This is a genomic window from Pseudomonas sp. GW821-FHT03C07, from assembly GCF_059420925.1.
Genome location: NZ_JBWKUQ010000001.1, coordinates 684,444 through 706,767, shown reverse-complemented (window position 1 = coordinate 706,767; position 22,324 = coordinate 684,444). Strand labels below are relative to the sequence as shown.

The 22,324-nt window shown below is 60.8% G+C and carries 19 protein-coding genes and 1 pseudogene; 8 read left to right on the top strand and 12 right to left on the bottom strand.

Translation table 11 applies throughout. From position 1 onward, the window contains the following. Positions 1-31 precede the first annotated feature (31 nt). Complete coding sequence (locus tag AC07VG_RS03110; RefSeq protein ID WP_495003442.1) at positions 32-229, bottom strand: hypothetical protein; 198 nt, start codon at positions 227-229, stop codon at positions 32-34. Here AC07VG_RS03110 and AC07VG_RS03105 point away from each other — a divergent pair. Continuing rightward, positions 207-2,369 (top strand): methyl-accepting chemotaxis protein, encoded by a 2,163-nt coding sequence (locus tag AC07VG_RS03105; RefSeq protein WP_495020447.1) that lies wholly within the window; start codon positions 207-209, stop codon positions 2,367-2,369. The genes AC07VG_RS03110 and AC07VG_RS03105 overlap by 23 nt on opposite strands. 313 nt (positions 2,370-2,682) lie before the next feature. Here AC07VG_RS03105 and AC07VG_RS03100 read toward each other — a convergent pair whose 3' ends face one another. The 5 genes from AC07VG_RS03100 to AC07VG_RS03080 form a co-directional block, all read right to left on the bottom strand. After that, positions 2,683-3,330: an alpha/beta hydrolase gene (locus tag AC07VG_RS03100; RefSeq protein WP_495020446.1), complete on the bottom strand. Its 648-nt coding sequence runs from the start codon at positions 3,328-3,330 to the stop codon at positions 2,683-2,685. Positions 3,331-3,568: 238 nt separating this feature from the next. Continuing rightward, the gene (locus AC07VG_RS03095; RefSeq protein WP_495003506.1) at positions 3,569-5,908 is read right to left on the bottom strand and encodes an efflux RND transporter permease subunit; all 2,340 of its coding nucleotides are present in this window, start codon (positions 5,906-5,908) and stop codon (positions 3,569-3,571) included. Between the two features lie 67 nt (positions 5,909-5,975). Next, positions 5,976-7,094, bottom strand: coding sequence for a WD40/YVTN/BNR-like repeat-containing protein (locus AC07VG_RS03090; protein ID WP_495003444.1), 1,119 nt, complete (start codon positions 7,092-7,094; stop codon positions 5,976-5,978). 70 nt (positions 7,095-7,164) lie between these two features. After that, entirely contained in the window at positions 7,165-8,517 is a 1,353-nt protein-coding gene (locus tag AC07VG_RS03085) for a DUF1329 domain-containing protein (protein WP_495003445.1), read from the bottom strand. A 26-nt stretch (positions 8,518-8,543) separates the two neighbouring features. Further along, a complete protein-coding gene (locus tag AC07VG_RS03080; protein WP_495020445.1) occupies positions 8,544-10,199 on the bottom strand; it encodes a DUF1302 domain-containing protein in 1,656 nt (551 codons plus the stop codon). Positions 10,200-10,511: 312 nt separating this feature from the next. Between AC07VG_RS03080 and AC07VG_RS03075 the strand changes: the two are divergent. From AC07VG_RS03075 to AC07VG_RS03065, 3 genes and pseudogenes are all read left to right on the top strand, one after another. Continuing rightward, positions 10,512-11,582 (top strand): annotated as a pseudogene (locus AC07VG_RS03075) (HAMP domain-containing protein); the annotation flags it as partial. After that, positions 11,565-12,440 (top strand): methyl-accepting chemotaxis protein, encoded by an 876-nt coding sequence (locus tag AC07VG_RS03070; RefSeq protein ID WP_495020472.1) that lies wholly within the window; start codon positions 11,565-11,567, stop codon positions 12,438-12,440. The pseudogene AC07VG_RS03075 and the gene AC07VG_RS03070, both read left to right, overlap by 18 nt. 85 nt (positions 12,441-12,525) lie before the next feature. Continuing rightward, the gene (locus tag AC07VG_RS03065) at positions 12,526-13,212 is read left to right on the top strand and encodes a GntR family transcriptional regulator (RefSeq protein ID WP_495003447.1); all 687 of its coding nucleotides are present in this window, start codon (positions 12,526-12,528) and stop codon (positions 13,210-13,212) included. Between the two features lie 60 nt (positions 13,213-13,272). Here AC07VG_RS03065 and AC07VG_RS03060 read toward each other — a convergent pair whose 3' ends face one another. From AC07VG_RS03060 to AC07VG_RS03045, 4 genes are read right to left on the bottom strand one after another with little or no spacing between them, the layout of a single operon-like run. Further along, positions 13,273-14,835: a bifunctional 3-(3-hydroxy-phenyl)propionate/3-hydroxycinnamic acid hydroxylase gene (locus AC07VG_RS03060; RefSeq protein WP_495003448.1), complete on the bottom strand. Its 1,563-nt coding sequence runs from the start codon at positions 14,833-14,835 to the stop codon at positions 13,273-13,275. 54 nt (positions 14,836-14,889) lie between these two features. Then, positions 14,890-16,320: an aldehyde dehydrogenase family protein gene (locus AC07VG_RS03055; protein WP_495003449.1), complete on the bottom strand. Its 1,431-nt coding sequence runs from the start codon at positions 16,318-16,320 to the stop codon at positions 14,890-14,892. A 59-nt stretch (positions 16,321-16,379) separates the two neighbouring features. Then, complete coding sequence (locus tag AC07VG_RS03050; protein ID WP_495003450.1) at positions 16,380-16,937, bottom strand: VOC family protein; 558 nt, start codon at positions 16,935-16,937, stop codon at positions 16,380-16,382. Positions 16,938-16,979: 42 nt separating this feature from the next. Continuing rightward, positions 16,980-17,831 (bottom strand): fumarylacetoacetate hydrolase family protein, encoded by an 852-nt coding sequence (locus AC07VG_RS03045; RefSeq protein WP_495003451.1) that lies wholly within the window; start codon positions 17,829-17,831, stop codon positions 16,980-16,982. Positions 17,832-17,949: 118 nt separating this feature from the next. On the opposite strand from AC07VG_RS03045, the gene AC07VG_RS03040 reads away from it, so the two are divergent. The 4 genes from AC07VG_RS03040 (at position 17,950) to AC07VG_RS03025 (ending at position 20,917) form a co-directional block, all read left to right on the top strand. After that, positions 17,950-18,531, top strand: a complete 582-nt coding sequence (locus AC07VG_RS03040) for an amino acid synthesis family protein (RefSeq protein WP_495003452.1) — start codon at positions 17,950-17,952, stop codon at positions 18,529-18,531. Between the two features lie 83 nt (positions 18,532-18,614). Continuing rightward, positions 18,615-19,730 (top strand): alcohol dehydrogenase catalytic domain-containing protein, encoded by a 1,116-nt coding sequence (locus tag AC07VG_RS03035; protein ID WP_495003453.1) that lies wholly within the window; start codon positions 18,615-18,617, stop codon positions 19,728-19,730. A 60-nt stretch (positions 19,731-19,790) separates the two neighbouring features. Beyond that, positions 19,791-20,309, top strand: a complete 519-nt coding sequence (locus AC07VG_RS03030; protein ID WP_495003454.1) for a cupin domain-containing protein — start codon at positions 19,791-19,793, stop codon at positions 20,307-20,309. A gap of 47 nt (positions 20,310-20,356) precedes the next feature. Continuing rightward, entirely contained in the window at positions 20,357-20,917 is a 561-nt protein-coding gene (locus AC07VG_RS03025) for an NADPH-dependent FMN reductase (protein ID WP_495003455.1), read from the top strand. A 62-nt stretch (positions 20,918-20,979) separates the two neighbouring features. Here the strand turns inward: AC07VG_RS03025 and AC07VG_RS03020 are convergent, their stop codons facing one another. Both AC07VG_RS03020 and panB read right to left on the bottom strand, forming a co-directional pair. Further along, complete coding sequence (locus AC07VG_RS03020; protein WP_495003456.1) at positions 20,980-21,465, bottom strand: MaoC family dehydratase; 486 nt, start codon at positions 21,463-21,465, stop codon at positions 20,980-20,982. A 16-nt stretch (positions 21,466-21,481) separates the two neighbouring features. Further along, positions 21,482-22,324 (bottom strand): 3-methyl-2-oxobutanoate hydroxymethyltransferase, encoded by an 843-nt coding sequence (gene panB, locus AC07VG_RS03015; RefSeq protein WP_495003457.1) that lies wholly within the window; start codon positions 22,322-22,324, stop codon positions 21,482-21,484.

Sequence of the window (22,324 nt, the reverse complement as noted above, 5' to 3'; positions counted from 1 at the left end):
GAAACACAAATGTTCCAATCGGGTAGCTCGTTCAATAACCGTCTGCCGCTCTGTGCTGCCAGCGAGCGCCGATAACCTTCAGCTTCGGAGAGTGCAGCTCAATCCAACCCTGAGTTATTAAGCCTCGGCGATGGATAGCAAGCTTTCGAATTGGCGTGGTATTTGCCTGCAGTTTCGGCATTCGTATGTCGTACTTGGGGAAGTGAATGTCGCTATCAAGCAATTCCATGCAGTTATCCTCCGCCGAAAAGCACTGGTTACCCTGGTTTGGCAAGACCGGGAAACTGGCAATGAGCTGGTCCTGCCGACTCAATCGGTCTGCCTACCCGGTGATTGAGCAGACATTCGAGGCTATTGCCGAAACCCGGGTCAAATTGCTGCACAACTGGACTCGGGAGCAGTGGGAGCACCTGGCCGAACTGGTCGCGACCCTTAGCCATGACTTCTCCCATCTCGACAATCATCCGCTGCTGGACAAGCTCGGCCAGGCCGAGGACTTTTCCGAACTCTTTGTCGTCGATACAGGTGGCGCAGTCATCGCCTCGACCTGGAGTGGCCATGGCAAAAGCAGCCCCTGCAATCCCAAAGCACTGGCCGAAGGTTTGAAAGCACCGTTTCTCCACGGCCCCTACAACGATCCTCTGACCTTGCAGATTGGTCCCTCATCATCGCGCTTTCACGATGAGGTCACGCTGATGTTCTACCAGCCCCTGAAGATTGACGGCAAAGTCCTTGGCTGTCTCTGCGGCCGCGTGCCGAATGATGTCTTGGGTGACCTGATCCAGCGTGAGGCCGGGCATATTTTTGCCGAGTCGGGGGATAACTATCTGTTCATGGTCCAGTCGCGCTTCGATCCAACGATTCAGCCGGGTATTGCCCTGTCACGTTCACGCTTCGAGGACGGTACGTTTACCCACGGCGAGAACCTCAAAACTGGTGTACGGACTCCCTGGAAGACCGTGCAGGTGCAGCGCCACACTGAACTGGAACTGCGCTTCACCGACCCGGCGACCCAGCAACTGCACCCTGGCGTGCGGGAAACCATTCGCAGCGGCTCCAATCTGTTCGTCACCTATCCCGGTTACTCGGACTATCGACACATTCCGGTGGTCGGCAAGGGCGTTACTTTCCAACTACCCGGTTCGCCTGACCGCTGGGGCATGATGTGCGAGGCCGATCTGGAGGAGGTCTATCGACGGCGCTCGCTGAGTTACGGGTTGATGAAACCTTACCTGGCAACCATGGTTGGCTTGTTCGCCTGCAATTTCCTGGTCCAGCACTACAGCGGTCTGGAGCAGAGCCTGATCGATGCTTGCGAGACTTTGAGCATGCTGGCGGCTGCGGTCTTGTTCAGCACTTTTGGCCCGAAGCGGTTGGCTGCACGCCTAAACGAAATGACCGGTGTGATCAGGACCATCGCTGAAGGCGAGGGTAATCTGCGTCAGCGCCTTGATACCACGCGGATGGCCAACGACGAGACTGGAGATATGGGCCGTTGGATCAACAGTTTTATCGACCATCTGGATGCAGTCGTCGGGCAGGTGATCAAGGCCAGCCACAGCGTTGGCAAGACCAACCAGCTGATGCTCGGCCGCAGCCAGGAAGCCAGCCTCACCTCCGGCGAAGTCGCGGATGCGGTGCATCGGATGATGATTATTGTCGAAGAGCAACTGGGCGAGATCCAACAAGCTTCGGTCAGTGCCGAACAAATGAAGCAAGCGATGGACGAAGTGGTGAGCCAAGCCCGCGAGCAATTTCTCGCGGTACAGGTGGGGACTCAGTCAATTCGCGATGTCGTGGAGCGCTCTTCTTCGAGCGTGCAGTTGCTTGACAGCCGGATGGCACAAATCGGCAATATCACCGGCCTGATCAGCGACATCACCAATCAGACCAACCTGCTGGCGCTGAACGCCGCCATAGAAGCCGCCCGCGCCGGCGAACATGGTCGGGGTTTTGCGGTGGTAGCCGATGAAGTCCGAACCTTGGCCTCGCGTACATCCCGCGCCGCCGACGACATCCGGCAGATGGTCGAAGGCCTGCAAAGCGAAACGCAAAAAGCTGTGGGTTTTATGGAAAACGGAGTCAAGGATGTTGATAACAGCCTGCGCCTGGCCGAAGAAGCATCCTCGGAAAATGTGCAACTGCATCAGGCAGTGGAAAGCATGTTCAGCATCATTCAACAGCTCAATGAACGCAGCCTCGACTATGGCAAAACGATCAAACAGGTCGACCAGTCGTCCGCAGAGATGCGCGCGACAGTGATCGTGCTGCAGACCAGTGCGGAAACGGTAAGGCTCGATGCCAATAAACTGCAAAAGTTGGTGGGACTGTTCGAGGTGAGCAGTAGTATCCGACAAAGTGCTGCTTGAGGCTTTGCAGTGTACTTCAGAGCACGACAGATCGGTGAAGAGTATGGAGTTGATCCGGGCCGCCATCGATGCGCTTGGATCATGTCTTTTGGTGAGGGATTCAACTATTAAAAACTGAAATATTGCTCACTCTCTAGCTGTGCGGCGAGTACATCGGTGCTCTAGTTAGTGTTGGGTAAGGAGCGTTTTTCAGGGGTGGGTTGCGGCGTGGCAGTTACCTCATCGCTTTCTTGCTTGTCCGGTATTGGCTTGAGGCTCTTGGCGTCGAGTGGCAGGCAGGCATGGCTTTTTGAGGGCCGCACTGGTGTGACACTTAGCCTACGCTTGCCAATCTGGCGATCACCCGGTCGCGTATCAATGCGCCGAACACACCCAGTTTTCCACTGAAAAAATGATCCGCGTCCGGTATGACCATGACCGGTGTCTTGCTCAATGCCGCCCAGCGCAGCGTGTTATACAGCGGTGCATCCTCATCCTGTTCGCCATGGATGAGGTAAGCGCCAGAAATAGTGGGTGTGTCGTAGTTGCGGCGCTCCTTTACCTCGCCATAGGGCAGGCCGCATAACACCAGGTTATCGCAAGGCTCGTCAGCGGGGCCCATTGCCAAGGCTGCTTTTGCCGCGACATAAGCGCCAAACGAGAAGCCTATCAATACCAGCGGGAGAGGCCCTTCGGTTTCACGAATGTGCTTGATCAGGCAGAGCGTATCTTGTGTTTCCAGCTCACCAGCGTCGAAGGTCCCCGCCGAATTGCCCACGCCACGAAAATTAGGGCGATACACGCAAACGCCTGCGCTGACCAATGCGCGCATGATAGTGAACGGCACCTTGTGATTCGCGTTTCCACCCAACAGAGAGTGGGGATGCAGGACCAAGGCACTGGCCCTGACCTGCTCCGGTCTATCCAGGAAAACTTCCAGATTTCCGTTGGCACCCTGCAGAAGTTGGCTCTTTGTTGTCATGCTGTCGTGCTTCCTGAAGCCGTTCGGAGCTTATGACCGTCATCGTTCAAAAATAAAGGCATGCATGTGAGAGAGGTGAGCGAGCCCTGGGAGAAATATACGAGTAGCAGGGGGAGATGTCTTGTGACTTTCATGAGCCATTTTTCCGGTATGACGCACAGGCTGATGGTGGGGCGTGCGCGCTGTCCGTGTAGGCGTCGATGTTGCAGCGCTTGCTCAGAGCGCTGCATGCCCGGGATTAACGAGTGGTTGAGGGTACCCTGAGGTTGGCTTCTGCAGGTTTGAGCAATAACCGCGCGAGAGCTGGGGTGAGGATCAAGGCTCCGAGCATGTTCCAGATAAACATGAAGGCTAGCAGGATGCCCATGTCGGCCTGGAATTTGATCGGCGACAACACCCAGGTGGCGACCGCCACGCCCAGGGTCACGCCGGTCAGCACGACCACTTTGCCGGTGGAGAGCAGGGCGGTGTAGTAGGCGTTGGACAGGCTTGCGCCTTGCCGCAGGTTGGCCAGGGTAATGCTCAGAATGTACAACGAGTAATCCACGCCGATACCGACCCCCAGGGCGATCACTGGTAGCGTGGCGACCTTCAGGCCGATATCCAGGCCGACCATCAGCGCTTCGCAGAGTATCGAGGTGAGCATCAGCGGCAGCACGGTGCAGATCACGGCGCGCCAGGAGCGGAAGGTGATCAGGCACAGCACGATCACCGCCAGGTACACCACCAGCAGCATTTGTATATTGGCGCGCTTGACCACGATGTTGGTGGCGGCCTCGATCCCGGCATTGCCGGCGGCGGACATGAATTGCAGCTCAGCCGTGTTGTGGCTCGCGGCGAAGGTTTCGACGGTGTTGGCGACGCGGGTCAGGGTGTCGGCCTTGTGATCGGAGAGGAACACGTTGACCGTCAGCAGGTCGCAGTTCTGGTTGAACAACTCCCGTGGCGCGCGGGTGATGATGGCGTTGAGCAAGCCCTGGTTGCGGGGGATTTCATACCAGCGCAGGTTGCCTTCGTTCATGCCGGCCGCCGCCTGTTTGCTCAAGGCTGCCAGGGAGCTGGTGGAGACCACGCCAGGCAATTGTTGCAGGCGCGCTTCCAGGGCATCCACGGTGACCAGGGTGTTGTAGTTGGCGCAGTAGAAAGGCGGGGTCTTGACCATGACCACGTACTTGTCGCTGCTGGCCGCATAGTTACCGACCATGAACGCGTTGTCGCGGTTGTAGCGCGAATCCGCACGCAGTTCCGGGGCGCCGGGGTTCAAGTCGCCGACCTTGACGTGCAGGCTGACGGCAAAGCCGGCGATTCCCAGCAGCGCCGCCACGGCAATCGCCCGTCGGGCCCATTTCAACTCGGTGAAGCGGTCGAGAAACGCCCACAACGGATGGCGCCGGTGCTGGAGGTCGCTCAGGGCCAGGCGTTCGGCCCGGGCTTCGCGTTCGGCGGCGCGGCGGCTGACGCCGGTGAAGGACAGCAGGATCGGCAGCAGCACCAGGTTGGTCAAAACCAGCACCATCACCCCCAGGGTGGCGGTGATCGCCAGGTCCTGGATCACCGGGATATTGATGATCATCAGCACCGCAAACCCCACGGCGTCGGCCATCAGCGCCATCAGCCCGGTGAGGAACAGCCGACGGAAGGTGAAGCGTGCGGCCACCAGCTTGTCGGCACCACGGCCGATGTCCTGCATGATGCCGTTCATCTTCTGCGCGCCATGGCTCAGGCCAATGGCAAACACCAGGAACGGCACCAGGATCGAGTAGGGGTCCAGCTGATAACCCAGGGTCGGCAACAGGCCCAGCAGCCATAGCACGGCGATCAGCGAACAGGACAGCACCAGCAGGGTACTGCGCAGGCAGCGTGTGTACCACAGCAACACCAGGGCACAGATCAGCAGGGTGCCGGCGAAGAACACCTGCATCAGCAATAGGCCGTCCATCAAGTCGCCGACCACCTTGGCGAAACCGGTGATGGCGATGGAGTAACGGTCGCTTTCGTAGTGATGGCGCAGTTGTTCCAGGCGTTGCGACAGGGCGTGGTAATCCAGCGGGGCGCTGCCTTGGCTGCTGGTGTCCTGCAGCGGCAGCAGGATCACACTGGAGTGCAGGTTCGAGGCCACCAAGCGGCCCAACTCTCCGGAGCGTTCGACGTTCTGGCGGACCTGATCGATGCTCGCCGCCGAGCCGTTATAGTCGTCGGGGATCACCGGCCCGCCGTCGAAGCCTTCTTCGGTCACGCCGATCCAGCGGGTGGCCGGGGTCCACAGGGATTTCATGTAGGGCCGGTCGACACCGTCGACGAGGAACAACTCGTCGTTGATGCGCTTGAGGGTGTCCAGGTACTCGGCATCATAGATGGTGCCCTGTTTGGCTTCGAGGGCGATACGCAGGGTGTTGCCGCCTTCGCCCAATTGGCCACGGTATTTGAAGTAGTTTTCGATATAGGGATGACCCACCGGGATCATCTTTTCGAAGGCGGCGCTGAGCTTGAGGTGGGTGGCCTGATACCCCAGCACCGCGCTGATCAGCAGACACAAGGCCACGACCAGGGCGCGATGGTTGAACAGCAGGCGCTCCATCAAGCCGCCGGAGCGTTTGTCGAACAGCAGCGGTTCAGGCGCCGTGTTGCTGTGAGGGTCGATCACTTTACTGTTCACGGGCGCTGCTCCGCTGGCTGTCTCTGAGGGAAAAGGCGATAAGCCCATGGGCACCGGCGGCCACCAAGCCACCGCCGGCGGTCTGGACCAGGCCATTGAGGGCGGTGTTCTGCCCTTGGGCGGTGGCGCTGAAGCTGCGGCCGTCATCCTGGCTGCGCAGCACCCGCCCGGTTTCGTCCACCAGCAACAGGCTGCCGTCGGCGCTGGCCAGGCCAGCGGTGAGCGTCACGGGTTGGTTGTTGGCGATGTTGCTCCAGCTGTTGCCTTGATCTTCGGAACGGTAGATCTTGCCGCGCAGGCCGAAAGCCAACAGATGGTTCTGGTGGCTGGCGAGCAGGCCGAACAAAGTGCCATTGGCCGGGATCTCGATACGACGAAAATGCCCGCCCTGGTCGGTGGAACGCAGCAGCAGGCCTTGTTCGGCAGCGATAAACAGCGTGCCTTGCAGGTCCAGGATGCCGTATAGGTGCAGCGCCGACGGGTTGTCCAGGCGCGCACTGATGGACTGCCAGTGCTGGCCGCCATCCAGGGTTTCGAAGGCCAGGCCGTAGGCGCCAACGACGAGGCCGTGCTGTGGGTTGAAGAAGTGCACGGCCAGGAAAGGTTTGTCCGGACCGTCTTCCAGCAGCCGTTGCGCGTCGTCGATGCGTTGTTGCGCCTCATCGCCCGGAGTTTCGGCCAGTGCCTGGTTGGCCGCATCCAGCGCCAGTCGGGCGGCCTGGTTACCGTCCAGTTGCAAGGTCCAGCTCAGGCCACCATCGGCACTGTGCAGGATCACCCCGGCATGCCCTACCGCCCAGCCTTGATCGGCGGAGGGAAAGGTCACCTGGGTCAGGGTCACGCTCACCGGCGAGGGCATCTGTTGCCAGGACTGGCCGTTGTCTGCGGAGCGCAGGATAAAACCGCGCTCTCCCACTGCCACCAATGATTGACCGGCTCGGGCCACGCTGAGCATCAGTGAGCGCGGAGCCAGCTCGCTGTGCAGCGCCCGACGTTGAAAGAGCTCGGCCTCGCTGGCGGATTCGGCCTGGGCCAGCGGTGCCAGGCCCAACAGCAGGGCCAGCGCAGTGCAGGGGAGGTGGGGGACAGTGCGTTTGAATAGGTGCATGGACATCTCTACCTCGACAATCCGGGAATGGGGCCCGCCAGGTGCCGGCCCCATGTGCTGCGTCACAGAGTCAGCGTGCCGAGCCCGAGGCCACGGCGTTGCCGCTGAAGAAGTTCTCCGGCTTGCGCGGCACGACTTTGTAGGTCTCGCCGTTGAGGCCCTGAACCACGCTGTAGGTCTTGGCCTGCAGGTTGTAGATGACCACTGGCTTGACCACCACGGCCGGGATCGACGGCACCACGAACGGCAGCGCCTGGGTTACGCGCCACAGCTTGTCCTGGGCGTCGTAGCCGTCGGCCAGGGCGATGGTCCAGCTGTCTTCGTCGATGTAGAAGCGCCGTTTCGGTACGGCATGGCGCTTGCCGGGGGCGACGCTGGCTTCGACTTCCCAGACCCGGTGCAGCTCCCAGCGCATCTTGCTGGAGTTGAGGGTTTTCTCGGTGAATACGTCATCCGGCTTCTCGGCGTGGAACTTGTTGAGGTTGTACGGGATGTACATTTCCTTCTTGCCGATCAGCTTCCATTGGTAGCGGTCCGGATGGCCGATAAAACCATGGACCTCGTCGAAGTAGTTGGCGCCGGAAGCGACGAAGTCGGGTGTGTCGTAACCCACGGTCGGCGCGCGGCGCACGCGGCGCTGGCCCACCAGGTACTGCCAGGCTTCACGGGGGTTGGCGGCATCGATGCTGTCGTGGGTGACGAGGGACTCACCAGCCTTGAACGGTGGTTCGTTGGTGAGAAAACGCAGCAGTACATACTGGCCGGACCACTTCTGCGTGTCGCCATCCTTGTAGTAGTACGGGTATTGCCAGTTCTCCACGCCCCGACTGGCCAGGGTCCGCGAGCCATCGGAGTTACCGATCATGTTGCGGTAGCCGTGTTCGATGGACTCGGCTTCAGTGCGCAGCAGGAAGTTCCAGATCAGCTCGTTACCGTTGGCCGGAATCGGGAACGGTACGCCACCGTAGCAGCCCTGCACCGACAGGCCGTTCTGAGTCAGTTGGCACTGTGTGGCGTTCTTCTGGGTGTTGTCATAGGTCCACTGTGGCGCGGCGGCGCTGCGGTGGCTCGGGTAGACCTCCAGGTGGAAGGTGTCCGGGTACTGCTCCAGCAGGGCGCGGGTGCCTTCGTTGAGTTTGTCGGCGTATTGCGCGGCATTCTTCGCGGTGATCTGAAACAGTGGTTTTTCACCGGGGAACGGGTCGGCCGGCACATCGCCGAACTTCGGCCCGGGCACGTCCTGGGTAAGGCCGCCGGTCCAGGCTGGGATGCTGCCATCCTTGTTGCCGGCTTTCTCGGCGCCCATCGGCGTCAGGGTGGTTTTCAGGGTCGCGGCCTGTTCGGCGGACACCGCGGCCAGGGCCTGGCCCGAGACGAGGCTGAGCAGGGCCAGGGCAGAAAGAAGGGGGGCATGCTGTTTCATAATTGTTCTCCGGAGCATGACTGGAATCAGAACGTGCGTTGAATCGAGAGCGCGACGAAGTCGCGGTCTTTCATGTTTTGTTTGAAGGTGTAAGCGTTGCTGGAGTCGATGATCGGCCCGCCGGCCCCAAAGAAATTGGTGTAGCTGAGGGAGGCATACCAGGTCTTCTGGTAGTCGGCCTTGAGCCCGAATGTGATGTCGCCACCGTGTTCCGGAGAGAAGGCTTGCGGGGTCACCGAAGAGCGGCCGTAAGGGGTGTAACCGACGTTGATCGGCAATTGCACATCGACCCCGGGCATGACCTGGAAGTACTGCGGCTCGAAGGTGAAACGCAGTGAGTAGGCGTCACGTGTGGTGTTGGGATCCAGCTGGTCGGCATTCTCCTTGATGCTCAAGCGTCGGTTGAACGCCAACTCACCGGCGAAGGACGCCGCATCCCAGATTTTATTGCCGCCGTAGACGTTGATCATCGACACCTGGGCGTGCAACGAGTTACCGATCGGGTATGCGGGATTCCTGTCGTTGTCGGCCCCCATGCCGGTGATCACTACGCCACCGGTGGCTGCCAGGGGAGTATCGACCCGCATCGACAGCTCGCCGGCGACATTCGCCTCACCGGCCTGGGTACTGAAGCTGGCGCCGAAGACCTTGATGTCCTGGGCATAGACGTCGACGTAAGTGTCGTTGTCGCCGGGGATCAGTGCAGCGGGGCGGAAGTAGAAAATCGGGGTTTTATCGTGGTACTTGGCGGCGTAGAGACCGAAGTCCCAATCGTCGACGCTGAATTTCAGCTGGGCACCGAACTGGCCCGAGTTGCGTGCATTGATACTGCCGTCATGCACCAGGACCCCGGTGGGAAAGTAGACACTTTCGGCCCCCGCGCCGACGAAATCACCGCCGCTGAAATAGCTGCCGGAGCCCGGCAGGCGGGTTTTCTTCCACTCGAATTGGTAATAGGCGCCGACGCTGACGCTATCGCTCAGTTGCCAGTTGCCGGACACCTGCTTGGTGGGCAAGAGGATTTCCTTGAACTGCGAACCGGGCACCGATTGCAGCTTGACCAGATCGACGGTGGATTGCGCATTGGCGATGCCGTTGGCGCCGAAGAACAGGCTTTCACCGTAGATCTGGGTGAATTGCCCAAGACGCCCGGAGACCCGGGTGTCACCCACATCACGGGAGCCGTAGACGAACGCATCGAGCACTTCGGCCTTGCGTCCGTGGAGGTTGCGGGTGGCGTCGGTGAAGTGATTGTTGGGCACGCTGAGGGCGTTGGCGGTGCCCGGCGAATTGTTGTCGTTGCTCTCGTTGTACACCGAGTCGTACCAGGCGGCGCCGCTCAGGCGCGCGCCGACATCCTTGTAGTGCACGTCCAGGTCCGACAGCCAATCGAGGCGGTTGGAGATCAGGCCGGTACTGAAGTTACGGTCGCCGTCATCCATGTTCGGGTTCGGGACCGAGGTGCCGGGGCCGCCAGAGACACTGCCCTCGCGACCCTTGACGCGAAAGGCGTTGCTGTACTTGAGCGTGTTGGTCCAACTGGTGGTGAGGTCGGGGATACCGGTATCGAACTGAAAAGCAACGGCGTTGACCGAGGTGCACAAGGCGATGGCAGCGCCGACGGTACCGGTGGCACGGGCGAAGTACTGTGGACGGCCCGGGCGGCTGTGGAGTGTTTTCATGGTGACCTCTTCTGCTTTTTTATTGTTGTTAAGCGAGTCGATTCAGATGTGCGGCAGCACTGAACAGCGGTCTGGCGGTGGAGCGGCTCCGGTGAAGCGCGAAAGGTGGTGATCAGGTCTCCTGAGGGGTGGGGTAACTGGCTTTTGTTGCACGGATTGTTATTTTGTGCATTATTAACTTTAATTTGCCCTAAAAATGAATTTGTGCACAAAAAATAAATCCGCTGTTTTGCAAAGTCAAGGAAAACCGCAGGCTCTACCAGGCCAGGGGCGATTTCCTTGATTCCCGTTATCTGCCCAGGAAAAACAACAATGCGAAAATTGCCCGGTGTCCTGCGCCGTCCTTTGTCCATCAGCGCCTTGCTGATCACGGGGTTCAGCCTTTTATGCGGCTTGACCGTGGTCTTGGCCGGCACGGCGGCTTATGCCTTGCGGGCGGTGGTGGAGGGGGAGGAGTGGCTGGAGCAAGTCAACGACCTGCACGCCGGAGTGCTGAGTGCCCGTGCCGCGGAAAAAACCTACCGTGTGGAGGGCGCGGACAGCGCCCGTGAGGAGGTGCTGAGCACCCTTCGGGGGATGATCAAGGTGCTTGACGGAGGATTTGCCGACAGTCAGTCATTGCTTCGGGCCAGCCAGGAATACCTTGACCAGTTCGAGCGTTTCAGCGTCACGCGTGAGCGCACGCTGGCCACCCAGGGCAGCATGCAAAGCCAGGCTGAAGCGGCCAAGGGTGGTTTTGAAGGGGTGGAGCAGGACCTACTCGAAGCCTTGGGCGAGACCATTGGTCAAGGCAAGGCCAACCTCGATCTGGTGACTCAGGCCGATAACGCCATGGCCTTGATGCGCAAGTTGATGGCCGTGCGCAGTAGTGAATGGGCCTTCGCCAGACAACCTGACGCGGTGCATTACGACCAATGGCTGTTGCTGATGAGCGACCTGCAATCCTCGACCCAATCCCTGGCCAATGGCGCCGCTGAGGTTCAACATCAGACCCTGGAAGCGGCCCTGGAGTCCTTGGGTGGCTATCGTCAGGCCTTTGAAGAGTTTCGCTTGCGGGCCCAGGAAAGCCGCGTCAGCGAACAGATCATGGACGCCCTGGCACAGCAGATGCTAGCGGATTTCACGACCTTGAAGCAGCAGGTGATGGCGCACCAGAGTGCCTTGGACAGGCAGGCCTATTCCGGGTTGCTGGGTATGACCTTGCTGGCATTGGTGTTGAGTGCCGGCGCGGCGGTATTTATTCGTCGGCGCATTGTCGCGCCGCTGCGTTACACCGCCCGGGTGGCCGGCGATGTGGCGGCGGGCAGCCTGAACCAGTCCCTGGAGGTGACACGCCGGGACGAGCTGGGTCAGGTGCTGTTGGCCATGCAGGGAATGACCCGTAGCCTGCACGAGATCATGAGTCGTATTGGCCAGGGCAGTCACCGCCTGACCCTGGCCTGTGGTGAGCTGTCCTCGGCCACCGCTGCCGCCGAGCGGGGCGCCCGGGAACAATCGCGGGAAGCCGACAGCACGGCCGCGGCCATGCAGCAGCTCAATGCCAGCCTGGTGCAAGTGGCCCGGCACACCGAGCGCACCCTGCAATCGGCGGATGCGGCCCGTAGCGGTTACGAGGCCGGTGAGCGCGACGTCGCGGCAGTGGCGCTACAGAGTCGCGAACTGGCCGGGCAAATGGAGGGGGCCAGCCAGACCATGCGGCGCCTGGATGAAGAGAGCGGGCGCATTGCCGGAGTGCTGGAGGTGATTCATGCATTGGCCGAGCAGACCAATCTGCTGGCGTTGAACGCTGCGATCGAAGCGGCGCGGGCGGGTGAGCAGGGCCGGGGTTTTTCCGTGGTGGCCGACGAAGTCCGGCATCTGGCCAATCGCACCCAGGAAGCAGCGGCGCAGATCGGCACCATGACCCAGTCCCTGCAACGCCAGACCAAGGGCGCGGTGCAGGACATTGAAATTGCCCGGGAGCAGGCCCTACTGAATCAACAACTCTCGGCCCAGGCCAGCGTCGCCCTGGCACAGGTGGCCGATAACCTGAGCATCATGCACGGCCTCAACCAGCAGATCGCCCATGCTACCCAGGAGCAATGCCAGGTGGCGCAGGGGGTGGGGTTGAGTATGCTCAAGGTTCGGGAAACCTGTGAGCGCAACCTGTCCAGCAACCAGCAGTTGGGTTCGGCGAGCAAGGACATGGAGCGACTGGGACAGGAGTTGCACGATATCCTGCAGTTTTTCCGTCTGTCCTGAGGCTTTTCAGTTCAAGAGTAAATTGCACAAAGTGTTTTTTGCGCATAAAATTGCCAACAGTGCAATATCTATCAGGTCCATGAACATGCTCAGTAATCAAAGCGGGTCGTTGATCGAAGTGGCGTTGCAGCAGATGAAGAAGTCCATCATCTGCTGCGACCTGGCTCCCGGCGAAAAGCTTAAAGTCGCCGAACTGTCCAAGTCTTACGGCTTGAGCAGTTCGCCGATCCGCGAGGCGCTCAACCGCCTTGCCCAGGAGGGCATTGTCGAAGCCAGCGAAAACAAGGGCTTTCGCGTGGCTGGGTTGTCGGTGGCGGATTTCGGTGAGATCACCCACCTGCGCTGTCTGCTGGAGCGCGAGGCCTTGGCCAACGCTATCGCCCACGGCGACGATGCCTGGGAAGCCGATGTGCTCGGCGCCTATCATCGCCTGAGCCTGGTGGAGAAGAAGCTCAGTGGCTTACCGGTGGCCCTGGATGATGATTGGTCGGAGCGGCACAAGGCGTTCCACTTCGCCTTGTTCTCCGCCTGCCAGTCGTCACTGCTGCTGCGCACCATCGATTCGTTGTTTGATCGGGCCGAACGCTACCGGCGTTTCTCGGCCCTGCGACGCAAGGTCGAGCGGCATAAGGGTAACGAGCACAAGCGCCTGATGGACGCGGTGCTGGCGCGTGATACCGACAAGGCAGTGGCCTTGCTCGACAGCCATATCACCGAAACCCTGAGTCGGGTCACCGATGCCTTGTTGGGACAGCATTCCACCCTGCAATAAATCCGGACCAAAAAAAAGAACGCCGCGCCAGTGATCCTGGCGCGGCGTTTTTCATGGGGGTTAGCGGTTCAGTTCCAGCAGCAGACGATCGATCAGGGCCCGCGCCTGATCTTCGCTGCTGGCGCTGCCGAACACATAATGGTCGGGACGCACCAGCAGCACCTTGCACTCATGCTCTGCCATCCAGCGGCCGAGCAAGCCCTCTCGCTCCTGATAGTGATTCGCTGAATCGCCGACAACGGGCGCCTTGTCCACCAGTTGGACGATCTGCAACGGCAGGCGTTTCAGGCCCTCGGGCAAGCGCCGCAGCAGGTTGTCGGCGGCGAAGTCGGCGGCCAGCACCAGGCGCAGGCTTTGCCCGGTGAAACGGTCGAGCAAACCTTGTTCGCCGTCGCGGTTGCTGACCCAGGGTTGCGGGAACAGCTCTCCGGCAGCCGGTGAGCTGTCAATCAACCCGGCATTCAGATGTGGGATCAGCGATTGGCGGATCATCCCGTCGGGGGAGGTGCGCATCTGCTCCAGCAGGCGTTCGTCACGCTCCACGGCCTTGTGTGGATCGCGCTCGCAGATGGTTTGGCCGAAGGTTTTGGCCACTTCGGTGGTACGCCGTACATGGGGCTCGCGTTCGGCCTGGTAGCTGTCGAGCAGGCCCGGGCCGGCCAGGTCACGGCCGACCAAGGCCAGTTTCCAGACCAGATTCAATGCATCGCGAATGCCCTGGCACATGCCCTGGGCCAGGAACGGCGGGGTCATGTGGGCGGCGTCGCCGAGGAAGAAGATGCGTTCGGCACGCCACTGGCGCAGGATCAGCGCATGGAAGCGGTAGCTGGAGGCGCGCCAGATCTCGTAGTCCGCCGTCGGCAGCCAGCGCGAGATTAGCTTGCGGATCGACTCGGGCTGGGCAATGTCCGCTGGTGATTCGTCAGGGTTGATCATGAACTCCCAGCGCCGATGGCGGCCCGGGCCGACCACGAAGGTGCAGGGGCGTTCGACTTCGCAGTACTGCACATTGGTTTCCGGTAGGGAGCTGCCTGCGCCCTCGTTGAGCAACACGTCCACCACCAGCCAGGGTTCATCGAAGGTCAGGTCCTCCATGCCCAGGTCGAGGCGAGTGCGAATCGGGCTGCTGCCACCGTCGCAGGCCAGCACATGGCGGGCGCTGCAGCGGTGCTCCTGGCCCTGGGCGTCACGCACCAGGACTTCGGCCTGTTGGTCCTGGGACTGCACGTCCAGTACTTCGGCCCCCAACTGCACCTTTACGTGGGCGTAGGTGTCGATCCGCGCCCGCAGCGCCCGTTCCACCGGGGGTTGCGAGAACACGTAATTGGGCGACCAGCCCAACAGGTGCGGTGGCTTGGCCGCGTCGATACGCTTGATCAGGCGCGCGCCGCTGGAAAGGTAGTGTGAGGCGCGATAGGGCATGGTGTGGCTGGCGATGGCGTCGGCCAGGCCGATATTGTCCAGGGTGCGCATGACTTCATGGTCGAAGCCCATGGCCCGCGGGTTTTCATAGATGTCGGGGGCCTTGTCCAGGACCAGGGTCTTGAGGCCCCAGAGGCCGGCCAGGTTGGCTGCCGTGGCACCCACCGGGCCCATGCCGACAATGATCAGATCGTAATCCATGTTGTGCTCCATCTTCTTGTTGTTTTACCCAGCTGAGGCCGATAGGGAAATACCTCAGGCCTGGGTGTAGGCGGTTTTGACCGTGGTGAAAAACTCGACGGCATGGCTGCCCTGTTCCCTCGGGCCGTAGCTGGAAGCCTTGCTGCCGCCGAAGGGCACGTGGTAATCCACTCCCGCAGTGGCGGTGTTGACCATCACCATGCCGCTCTGCACCTCGTGCTTGAAATGCGTGGCGTACTTCAGCGAGGTGGTGCAGATCCCTGCCGACAGACCGAAGGGTGTGTCATTGGCCAGTTGCAAGGCGTGCTCGTAGTGATCGGCAACGATCACGCAGGCGACGGGACCGAAGATTTCCTCACGGGCGATGCGCGCCTGGGGATCGGTATCGACAAACAGCGCCGGGCTCATGAAGTAGCCGTCGGTGCCACGTTGCAAGGCTTCACCGCCCCAGGCCAGGGTAGCCCCTTCGACTTTGCCGATGGCGACATATTCCAGGTTCTGACGCAGTTGCGAGCCGTCCGCCACTGGCCCGATCTGGCTGTCCGGAGACAGCGCATGGCCGACTCGCAAGCCCTTCAGGTGTTCCGTCAGCGCAGCGACAAAGGCCGGGTAGATCGCCTTCTCGACAATCAATCGCGACGACGCGGTGCAGCGTTGCCCTGTGGAGAAATAGGCGCCTTGCACCGCGCATTCAACCGCATGGGCCAGGTCGGCATCGGCCAACACCACCAGCGGGTTCTTGCCGCCCATTTCCAGTTGCAGCTTGGCAAAGCGCGCGCCGGCGACCTGCATCAGCTGGCGTCCGGTGTCCTGGGAACCGGTGAAGCTGATGGCCTGGACGTCCGGTGCTTCGAGAAGCGCCTGGCCGACAATGCTGCCTCGGCCCATCAGCAGGTTGAAGGTGCCGTCCGGCAGTCCGGCGCGGCTGATGATTTCACCCAGGGCCCAGGCACTTCCAGGCACAAGGTCGGCGGGCTTGAACACCACGCTGTTGCCGTAGGCCAGGGCCGGGGCGATTTTCCAGGCGGGTATGGCAATGGGGAAATTCCACGGGGTGATGATCCCCACCACACCTACCGGCCGACGCAGGATGTCGATCTCGATGCCGGCGCGCACCGAGGCCAGGTGCTCACCACGCAGGCGCAGGCATTCGCCAGCGAAAAACTTGAAGATCTGTCCGGCGCGCATCACTTCCGCCGTGGCTTCCGGCAGGGTTTTACCTTCTTCCCGTGCCAGCAGATGGCCGAGCTCGTCCCGGCGGGCAAGCAATTCGCTGCCGACGAAATCCAGGGCATCGGCCCGTTGCTGCGGACTTCTGGCCGCCCAGATCGGTTGCGCGACCCGCGCGGCCTGGATGGCGTTGCGCGCGTCTTCGGCGCTGGCCTGGGCATACAGCCCGACCAGATCATGGATATCCGAGGGGCTGAGGTTTTCCCTGACTCCGCAGCCTTCAATCCACTGTCCCGCTATCAGATTCTTATGCATGGCATGGCTCTGAGTGCATATGTGGGCGACCGGCCCGACGCCGGTCGCCGCCAGGAGGCTTACCAGCGCACGCGCTGTTCGGCGATTCGCTCGCTGATGGATTGCATCCACTCGGCACGGGTCTGGAATCCGGGACGACGCAGGCACATGGCGTGGGTCTGGGCGCGGATCAGCTCAGTGCTTTGCTCCAGGTCCAAAGGTTCGCGGCACGGCTGGGCGGTATAGAAGGGCGAGTCGACGTACATCTCGATCGGGTTGCCTTCCGGGTCCTTGAAGTACAGGGACCAGGCGTTGCCATGGTCAACCTGGTCAATGGGCCCGATGCCGTTGGCCTTGGCGAACTGGTAAAAACGCTGCAGGTCTTCCAGGGAGTCGAGCAGGAAGGACAGCTGGTTGATCGGGTTGAAAGGCAGGTCCACCGGCTTGCCATCGAACAGCACCAATTGATGGTGGACTTCAGGATTTTGGGTCATGAAAAACAGGCGGTGGCCGGTGGACGCCACGCCTTTGTCGCTGACGACAAAGCCCAGCTTGCTGCAATAGAAATCGACCATGTTGTCTAGGTCGGCGCAGAAGGTCCCGGTGTGGGTGAAGTTGATGCGCGGAAGGGTGTTCATGCTTTGCTCCTGATTCTTGTCATTGTTTGTGCGAAGCGGGCTTCAAGCCTCGTCGATCACCGGGTTGGACAAGGTGCCGATCTGGGTGATCACCACCTCGAAGATGTCCCCGGGCTTGAGGAAAATTGGCGGCGTACGTTTGAAACCGATGCCGCTCGGGGTGCCGGTCGCCAGGATATCGCCCGGGTTCCAAGTCAGGGCCTTGGAGACGTAGGCGATCAGCGTCGGGATATCGAACGCCAGGTCGCCCAGGGAACCCTCCTGTAGCTGTTCACCGTTGAGAATGCCGCGAACTTGCAGCGCGCGATAGTCAGCAATTTCATCGGCGGTTACCAGCCATGGGCCAAGGGCGCCAGTGCTGCGGAAGGTCTTGCCCATGCCGTACTGGTGCGTGTGGAACTGCCAGTCGCGCACGCTGGCGTCGTTGAAGCAGGTGTAGCCTGCGACGTGCTCCATGGCGTCTTCCACGGCGATATGCGCGCCGCCTTTGCCAATGACCACCGCCAACTCTGCTTCAAAGTCGAACTGCTCGGAGACGGTCGGGCGCAGTAGCGGCTCGCCATGGGCCAGCAGGGTTTCGGCGAAACGCTGAAAGATCACCGGGTACTGGCCGACCTTGCGTCCGGCTTCTTCGGCATGGGCCACATAGTTGATGCCGACGCAGATGACCTTGCCCGGAGCCGGGATCACCGGGTCCAGGTGCACGCTGGCCAGGGGATAGTCCGGCGCCACTTCAGCGACCCGGGCCCGGGCCTGCAACAGCAGTTGTGGATTGGCCAGCAGTGCCGCCAGGTTGTCGACTCCGGGGAATTGCCGGCCCAGGTCGATGACCTGGTCGTCAACCACTGCGCCAAAGCAGGCTTGCTGGTCATGGTGATAGGAGATCAGTTTCATGGAGTGCTTTTCCTTTTTGTGCATAAAACATAATTTCTTGCACCATACATTACAAAATGCATATTATGGAAGCCCGCCAAGCAACTTCTTACAGGCGGGTGCCTGCCGGAGATCAAGCATGTCGTTGGTGAAGATCCGCAAATTCAAACTGGATATAGAAGAAGTGCATCATGAGGGCGGCCCGGTGGTGGCGGAGCCGTTGTTGATCGCGGTGGCCGTGGCGGTGGTGGAGAATCCCTATGCCGGGCGTTATGAAGAAAACCTGTTGCCGTTCATGGAGCAACTGCGGGCCCTGGGCAGTGAATTGTCCCTGCGCCTGATCACCGCCCTGGGCGGCCCGGAACGGATCCAGGCCTATGGCAAGGGCGCCATCGTCGGTGAGGACGGTGAACTGGAGCATGGCGCGGTGTGGCACGAGGCGGGTGGCTGGGCCATGCGTGAAGCGTTGGGCAATCCCAAGGCCATCGTCCCGGCGGCAAAAAGCATCGCCGGGCCCGGTTCGCGGATCATGATCCCCCTTGGGCATATCCAGGCGGCGTATGTGCGCAGTCACTTCGGCGTGGCCGAGATGAGTCTGTGGGACGGTCCGCGCCGCAACGAGATCGCCTTCGGCCTGGCCATGGCCACCGGCGGGCGGATCCACGCGCGTATCGGCGGTCTCGCCGCCAGTGACGTCAAAGGCGAGGATGGCCTGCGCTGAGTCCCACGAATTCTGTATAAAAGGCGTGCCTGTCTGATTCAGGCCGCCGCCGAGAACAACAACAAAAAACGTTGGAGAAAGTCATGAGTCCGAAAATGATGCGTGCAGCACGTATGTACGAAGGCGGCCAGCCGATGCAAATCGAAGAGGTACCGGTGCCGGCCATTCGCCCCACAGAGGTGCTGGTGAAGGTCGCCGCCTGCGGCATCGTGCCCAACCTGCACAATATCCTGACCAACTGGGTCACCTGGTTCCCTCATCTGCCATTGCCGAAACTTCCGGCGATCTTTGGCCTGGACCCGGCCGGGGTGATCGAGGCCGTGGGCGATCAGGTCTACGACTTCAAGCCCGGTGATCGGGTCTATGTCAATCCGGCGCGTTACTGCGGTTCGTGCCGCGCCTGCCGTGCCGGCAATACCACCGGTTGCAGTGCCTACACCTTCAACGGTTATTTCGGCTTTACCCCGCGCAGCCCGAGGATGTTCGAGGATTACCCTTACGGTGGCCTTTGCGAATACATGCCTGCACCGCAGTACAGCCTGGTGCGGCTGCCGGATAACCTGGGCTTCGAAACCGCCGCGCGCCTGGGTTACCTGGGGACCGCCTACCGCGCCTTGATCAAGGCCAATGCCGGTCCGGGCAGTACGATCCTGATCAACGGCATCACTGGCACCCTTGGCCTGGGAGCCGTGGCGCTGGCGTTGGCGATGGGGGTACGCAAGATCCTCGGCACCGCGCGCAACGAGACGCTGTTCCAGCGGGTCAAGGACCTGGCTGCGCCGGGACGTATCGAAATCCTTTCCCTGGGTTCCTGCCCAACCCACGAGTGGACTGACCGGGTCACCGGCGGCGAAGGCCTGGATGTGGTGATCGATGCTCTTGGGCCCGGCGCTCCTGCCGCGGGCCTGGTGGACGCCATGCGCGGCCTGCGGCGCGGCGGGCATCTGGTCAATATCGGCGCGGTAGCGGGTGAAGTGCCGCTCGATCTGCACTGGATGATGGACAATGATATCCAGCTCAGCGGTTCGGCCTGGTTCACCACCGGCCAAGGGCAGAACATGGCTGATATGGTGGAGTCCGGCGCACTGGACCTGTCGTTCTTCGAGCACAGCGTGTTTGCCCTGGAAGACGTCAACCAGGCCATCAGCGGGATCGAGAATCGCCAGGGTGGTTTCGGCAACTTCGTTATTCGTCCTTGAATGGCGCGAGGGCGCGGATAGTTCCGTGCCCTCGCCATGGGCTGGGCAGGAGAAAGCACAATGCAGATACGTAGAGTGGTCACCGGTCACGATGGGCAGGGCAAGTCGGTGTTTATCAGCGACGCCTGTGCCCCCCGGGCCAAGGATTTCAGCGATATTCCGGGTTATGGCTTCAGCTTGGTCTGGCTCGCTGGGCCGGCGCTCGACGGCGATCAGAGCACACTGGGCGGCTCGTTGTTGCCGGGGGCGGGTGGTTCGTCCTTGCTGATGATCAGCCTGCCGCCGGATTCGGTGATGGCTGCGCCAGTGGACCCGCAACGGGCGTTTGGCGAGATGCTCGAAGCGTTGCCGGGGCTGATCGAGTGCTTCGAACCCGAGGTGCCGGGTATGCACCGCACCCCGACGATCGACTATGTAGTGCTGATCGAAGGTGAATTATGGCTGGAGTTGGATGACGGCCAGGAACGCCTGGTGCGCAGCGGCGAGGTGGTGATCCAGAACGGTACCCGCCATGCCTGGCGCAACAAGTCCGACAAGGTGGCCAAGGCCGCGGTCTTTATGCAGGGCCTGGGTCGTTGAGCTTTGGCTTGGGACTGGGTACAAACGATTCGCCAGGAATGCCATCCATGACAGCAACTATCAATATTCTGGGTTTATCCGGCAGTCTGCGTCGGCAATCGGCGCACACGGCGGTGCTGCGTACGGTGGCCGAAAGGTTGCCCGATTCGGTGCGACTGAGCCTGCATGGACTGCAGGATATTCCGCCCTATAACGAAGACCACGATGGCCCCCACGCGCCGCCGGCGGTGGTCGCCCTACGTGCCGCGGTGGCCGAGGCCGACGGGCTGTTGATCGGTTCGCCGGAGTACAATCACGGCATGTCGGGGTTGTTGAAAAACGCCTTGGATTGGTTGTCCCGCCCCCATGGCCATTCGGTACTGAGCGGCCGACCGGTGCTGACCTTTACCGCCTCCCCGGCCTTTACCGGTGGCGTGCGGGCTCATCAACAACTGAATGAAACCTTGTGGGCCATCCAGGCGCAACTGGTGGTCTATCCGCAGATTGTGATTGGCGGCGTGACCGGCAAGGTCCAGGACGGATTTCTGGTAGACGAAGCCGTTGAGCAGTTTTTGATGGGCGGGATTGAGCGGCTGATTCAGACAGCCCAGGCTCAATCCAGTACTTGAGCCGAGTAGGGACACTTGTTCTACGAGTGTGTTGAGAAATCGACACACGATCGTCCACCCGGTCAATTTATGGAGACGGCAGCACCGTTGGTAGGATCTCCTTCAGAAAGCATCTGTTTGAGGCATTCTCGTTCTTCGGTTCCGGGGAGCACGCCAGTTGTGGTCGCCTCCAGCACGGTGATGCCCTCTGCGTTGAGTACCCTGACTTCGGCTTTTGCATGACCACGTTCATCGATGTCAACGATCAGCCAGTGGCAGGCGATCGACTCTCCCGGGTAAACCGGCCGTTTGAATGCAAGGTTCATCCCCGTCGCCAGCCAACCGATTTGCCCGCCAATTTCAGTGATGAGACTGGCTGTGAGCAGGCCATGGGCGATGGGCGTCTTGAACCTGCGCAGTTGCGCATAGCGTGCATCACAGTGAACCGGATTGTAGTCGCGAGAAATTTGCGAAAATTGACGAATCTCCTCATCTGAAAAACAGCGGAATATCGTGAACCGGTCGCCTATCTGTAAACCTTCAGCTGCGCGTTCTCTGGGGCTCTTCATAACGATTCCCGCGCAGTTAAAATGTGTGTTCGGGACCTGGGAACGTTCCTGCCCCCACTTCAAGTGCAAAGTCCCTTGCCGCCGTGTGAAGCACTGAACGAAGGTCAGCGTACTGTTTGACGAATCGCGGCAAGCGACCGGTGCGCAGTCCTGCCATATCCTGCCAGACCAGCACCTGGGCATCGCATTGGCTACCTGCGCCAATCCCGACGGTAGGAATTGAAATGGCTTCAGTGATCGCTCGCCCCACATCTCCTGGCACCATCTCGATCAAAACAGCAAATGCACCCGCTGCTTCAAACGCTCTGGCACTGTCTATCAGGCGCTGCGCATCTTCGCCCCGACCTTGAACACGATAACCACCTAGTTGATGTTCCATCTGCGGCGTGAAGCCGATGTGAGCCATGACGGGAATGCCGGACTGAACGAGTTTCTCGACCTGAGGCAGCATTTCAACTCCTCCCTCGAGTTTGACAGCATGCGCACCGCCTTCCTTCATGAACCGGACGGCGGTATGGAAACATTGCTCCGCCGAGGCCTGATAAGAGCCGAAAGGAAGATCGGCGATCACCAGCGCCCGCCGTGTCGAACGGCTGACCGAGCGAACCAGAGGGATAAGTTCGTCGACAGTGATGGATAGGGTGGATTCATTACCATAGACATTGTTGGACGCAGAGTCGCCGACTAACAGGACGGGTATTCCCGCTTCCTCGAAGATGGCTGCGCTGTACATGTCATACGCAGTGAGCATCGCCCATTTCTGGCCCTCTACTTTCATCTGTTTTAGATGGGGGATCCGGACGCGCGGTGCCTGGGAGACGTCAGAGGTACCGCCATATGGTGAAGACTGATCGGTCAT

What these genes read in the sequence shown, in the direction of transcription:
- AC07VG_RS03105 (WP_495020447.1), top strand. Translation starts at nt 207, where the DNA reads ATGTCGCTATCAAGCAATTCCATGCAGTTATCCTCCGCCGAAAAGCAC.
- AC07VG_RS03110 (WP_495003442.1), bottom strand. Translation starts at nt 229, where the DNA reads ATGGAATTGCTTGATAGCGACATTCACTTCCCCAAGTACGACATACGA.
- AC07VG_RS03100 (WP_495020446.1), bottom strand. Translation starts at nt 3,330, where the DNA reads ATGACAACAAAGAGCCAACTTCTGCAGGGTGCCAACGGAAATCTGGAA.
- AC07VG_RS03095 (WP_495003506.1), bottom strand. Translation starts at nt 5,908, where the DNA reads ATGGAGCGCCTGCTGTTCAACCATCGCGCCCTGGTCGTGGCCTTGTGT.
- AC07VG_RS03090 (WP_495003444.1), bottom strand. Translation starts at nt 7,094, where the DNA reads ATGCACCTATTCAAACGCACTGTCCCCCACCTCCCCTGCACTGCGCTG.
- AC07VG_RS03085 (WP_495003445.1), bottom strand. Translation starts at nt 8,517, where the DNA reads ATGAAACAGCATGCCCCCCTTCTTTCTGCCCTGGCCCTGCTCAGCCTC.
- AC07VG_RS03080 (WP_495020445.1), bottom strand. Translation starts at nt 10,199, where the DNA reads ATGAAAACACTCCACAGCCGCCCGGGCCGTCCACAGTACTTCGCCCGT.
- AC07VG_RS03070 (WP_495020472.1), top strand. Translation starts at nt 11,565, where the DNA reads ATGCAGGGAATGACCCGTAGCCTGCACGAGATCATGAGTCGTATTGGC.
- AC07VG_RS03065 (WP_495003447.1), top strand. Translation starts at nt 12,526, where the DNA reads ATGCTCAGTAATCAAAGCGGGTCGTTGATCGAAGTGGCGTTGCAGCAG.
- AC07VG_RS03060 (WP_495003448.1), bottom strand. Translation starts at nt 14,835, where the DNA reads ATGGATTACGATCTGATCATTGTCGGCATGGGCCCGGTGGGTGCCACG.
- AC07VG_RS03055 (WP_495003449.1), bottom strand. Translation starts at nt 16,320, where the DNA reads ATGCATAAGAATCTGATAGCGGGACAGTGGATTGAAGGCTGCGGAGTC.
- AC07VG_RS03050 (WP_495003450.1), bottom strand. Translation starts at nt 16,937, where the DNA reads ATGAACACCCTTCCGCGCATCAACTTCACCCACACCGGGACCTTCTGC.
- AC07VG_RS03045 (WP_495003451.1), bottom strand. Translation starts at nt 17,831, where the DNA reads ATGAAACTGATCTCCTATCACCATGACCAGCAAGCCTGCTTTGGCGCA.
- AC07VG_RS03040 (WP_495003452.1), top strand. Translation starts at nt 17,950, where the DNA reads ATGTCGTTGGTGAAGATCCGCAAATTCAAACTGGATATAGAAGAAGTG.
- AC07VG_RS03035 (WP_495003453.1), top strand. Translation starts at nt 18,615, where the DNA reads ATGAGTCCGAAAATGATGCGTGCAGCACGTATGTACGAAGGCGGCCAG.
- AC07VG_RS03030 (WP_495003454.1), top strand. Translation starts at nt 19,791, where the DNA reads ATGCAGATACGTAGAGTGGTCACCGGTCACGATGGGCAGGGCAAGTCG.
- AC07VG_RS03025 (WP_495003455.1), top strand. Translation starts at nt 20,357, where the DNA reads ATGACAGCAACTATCAATATTCTGGGTTTATCCGGCAGTCTGCGTCGG.
- AC07VG_RS03020 (WP_495003456.1), bottom strand. Translation starts at nt 21,465, where the DNA reads ATGAAGAGCCCCAGAGAACGCGCAGCTGAAGGTTTACAGATAGGCGAC.
- panB (WP_495003457.1), bottom strand. Translation starts at nt 22,324, where the DNA reads ATGACCGATCAGTCTTCACCATATGGCGGTACCTCTGACGTCTCCCAG.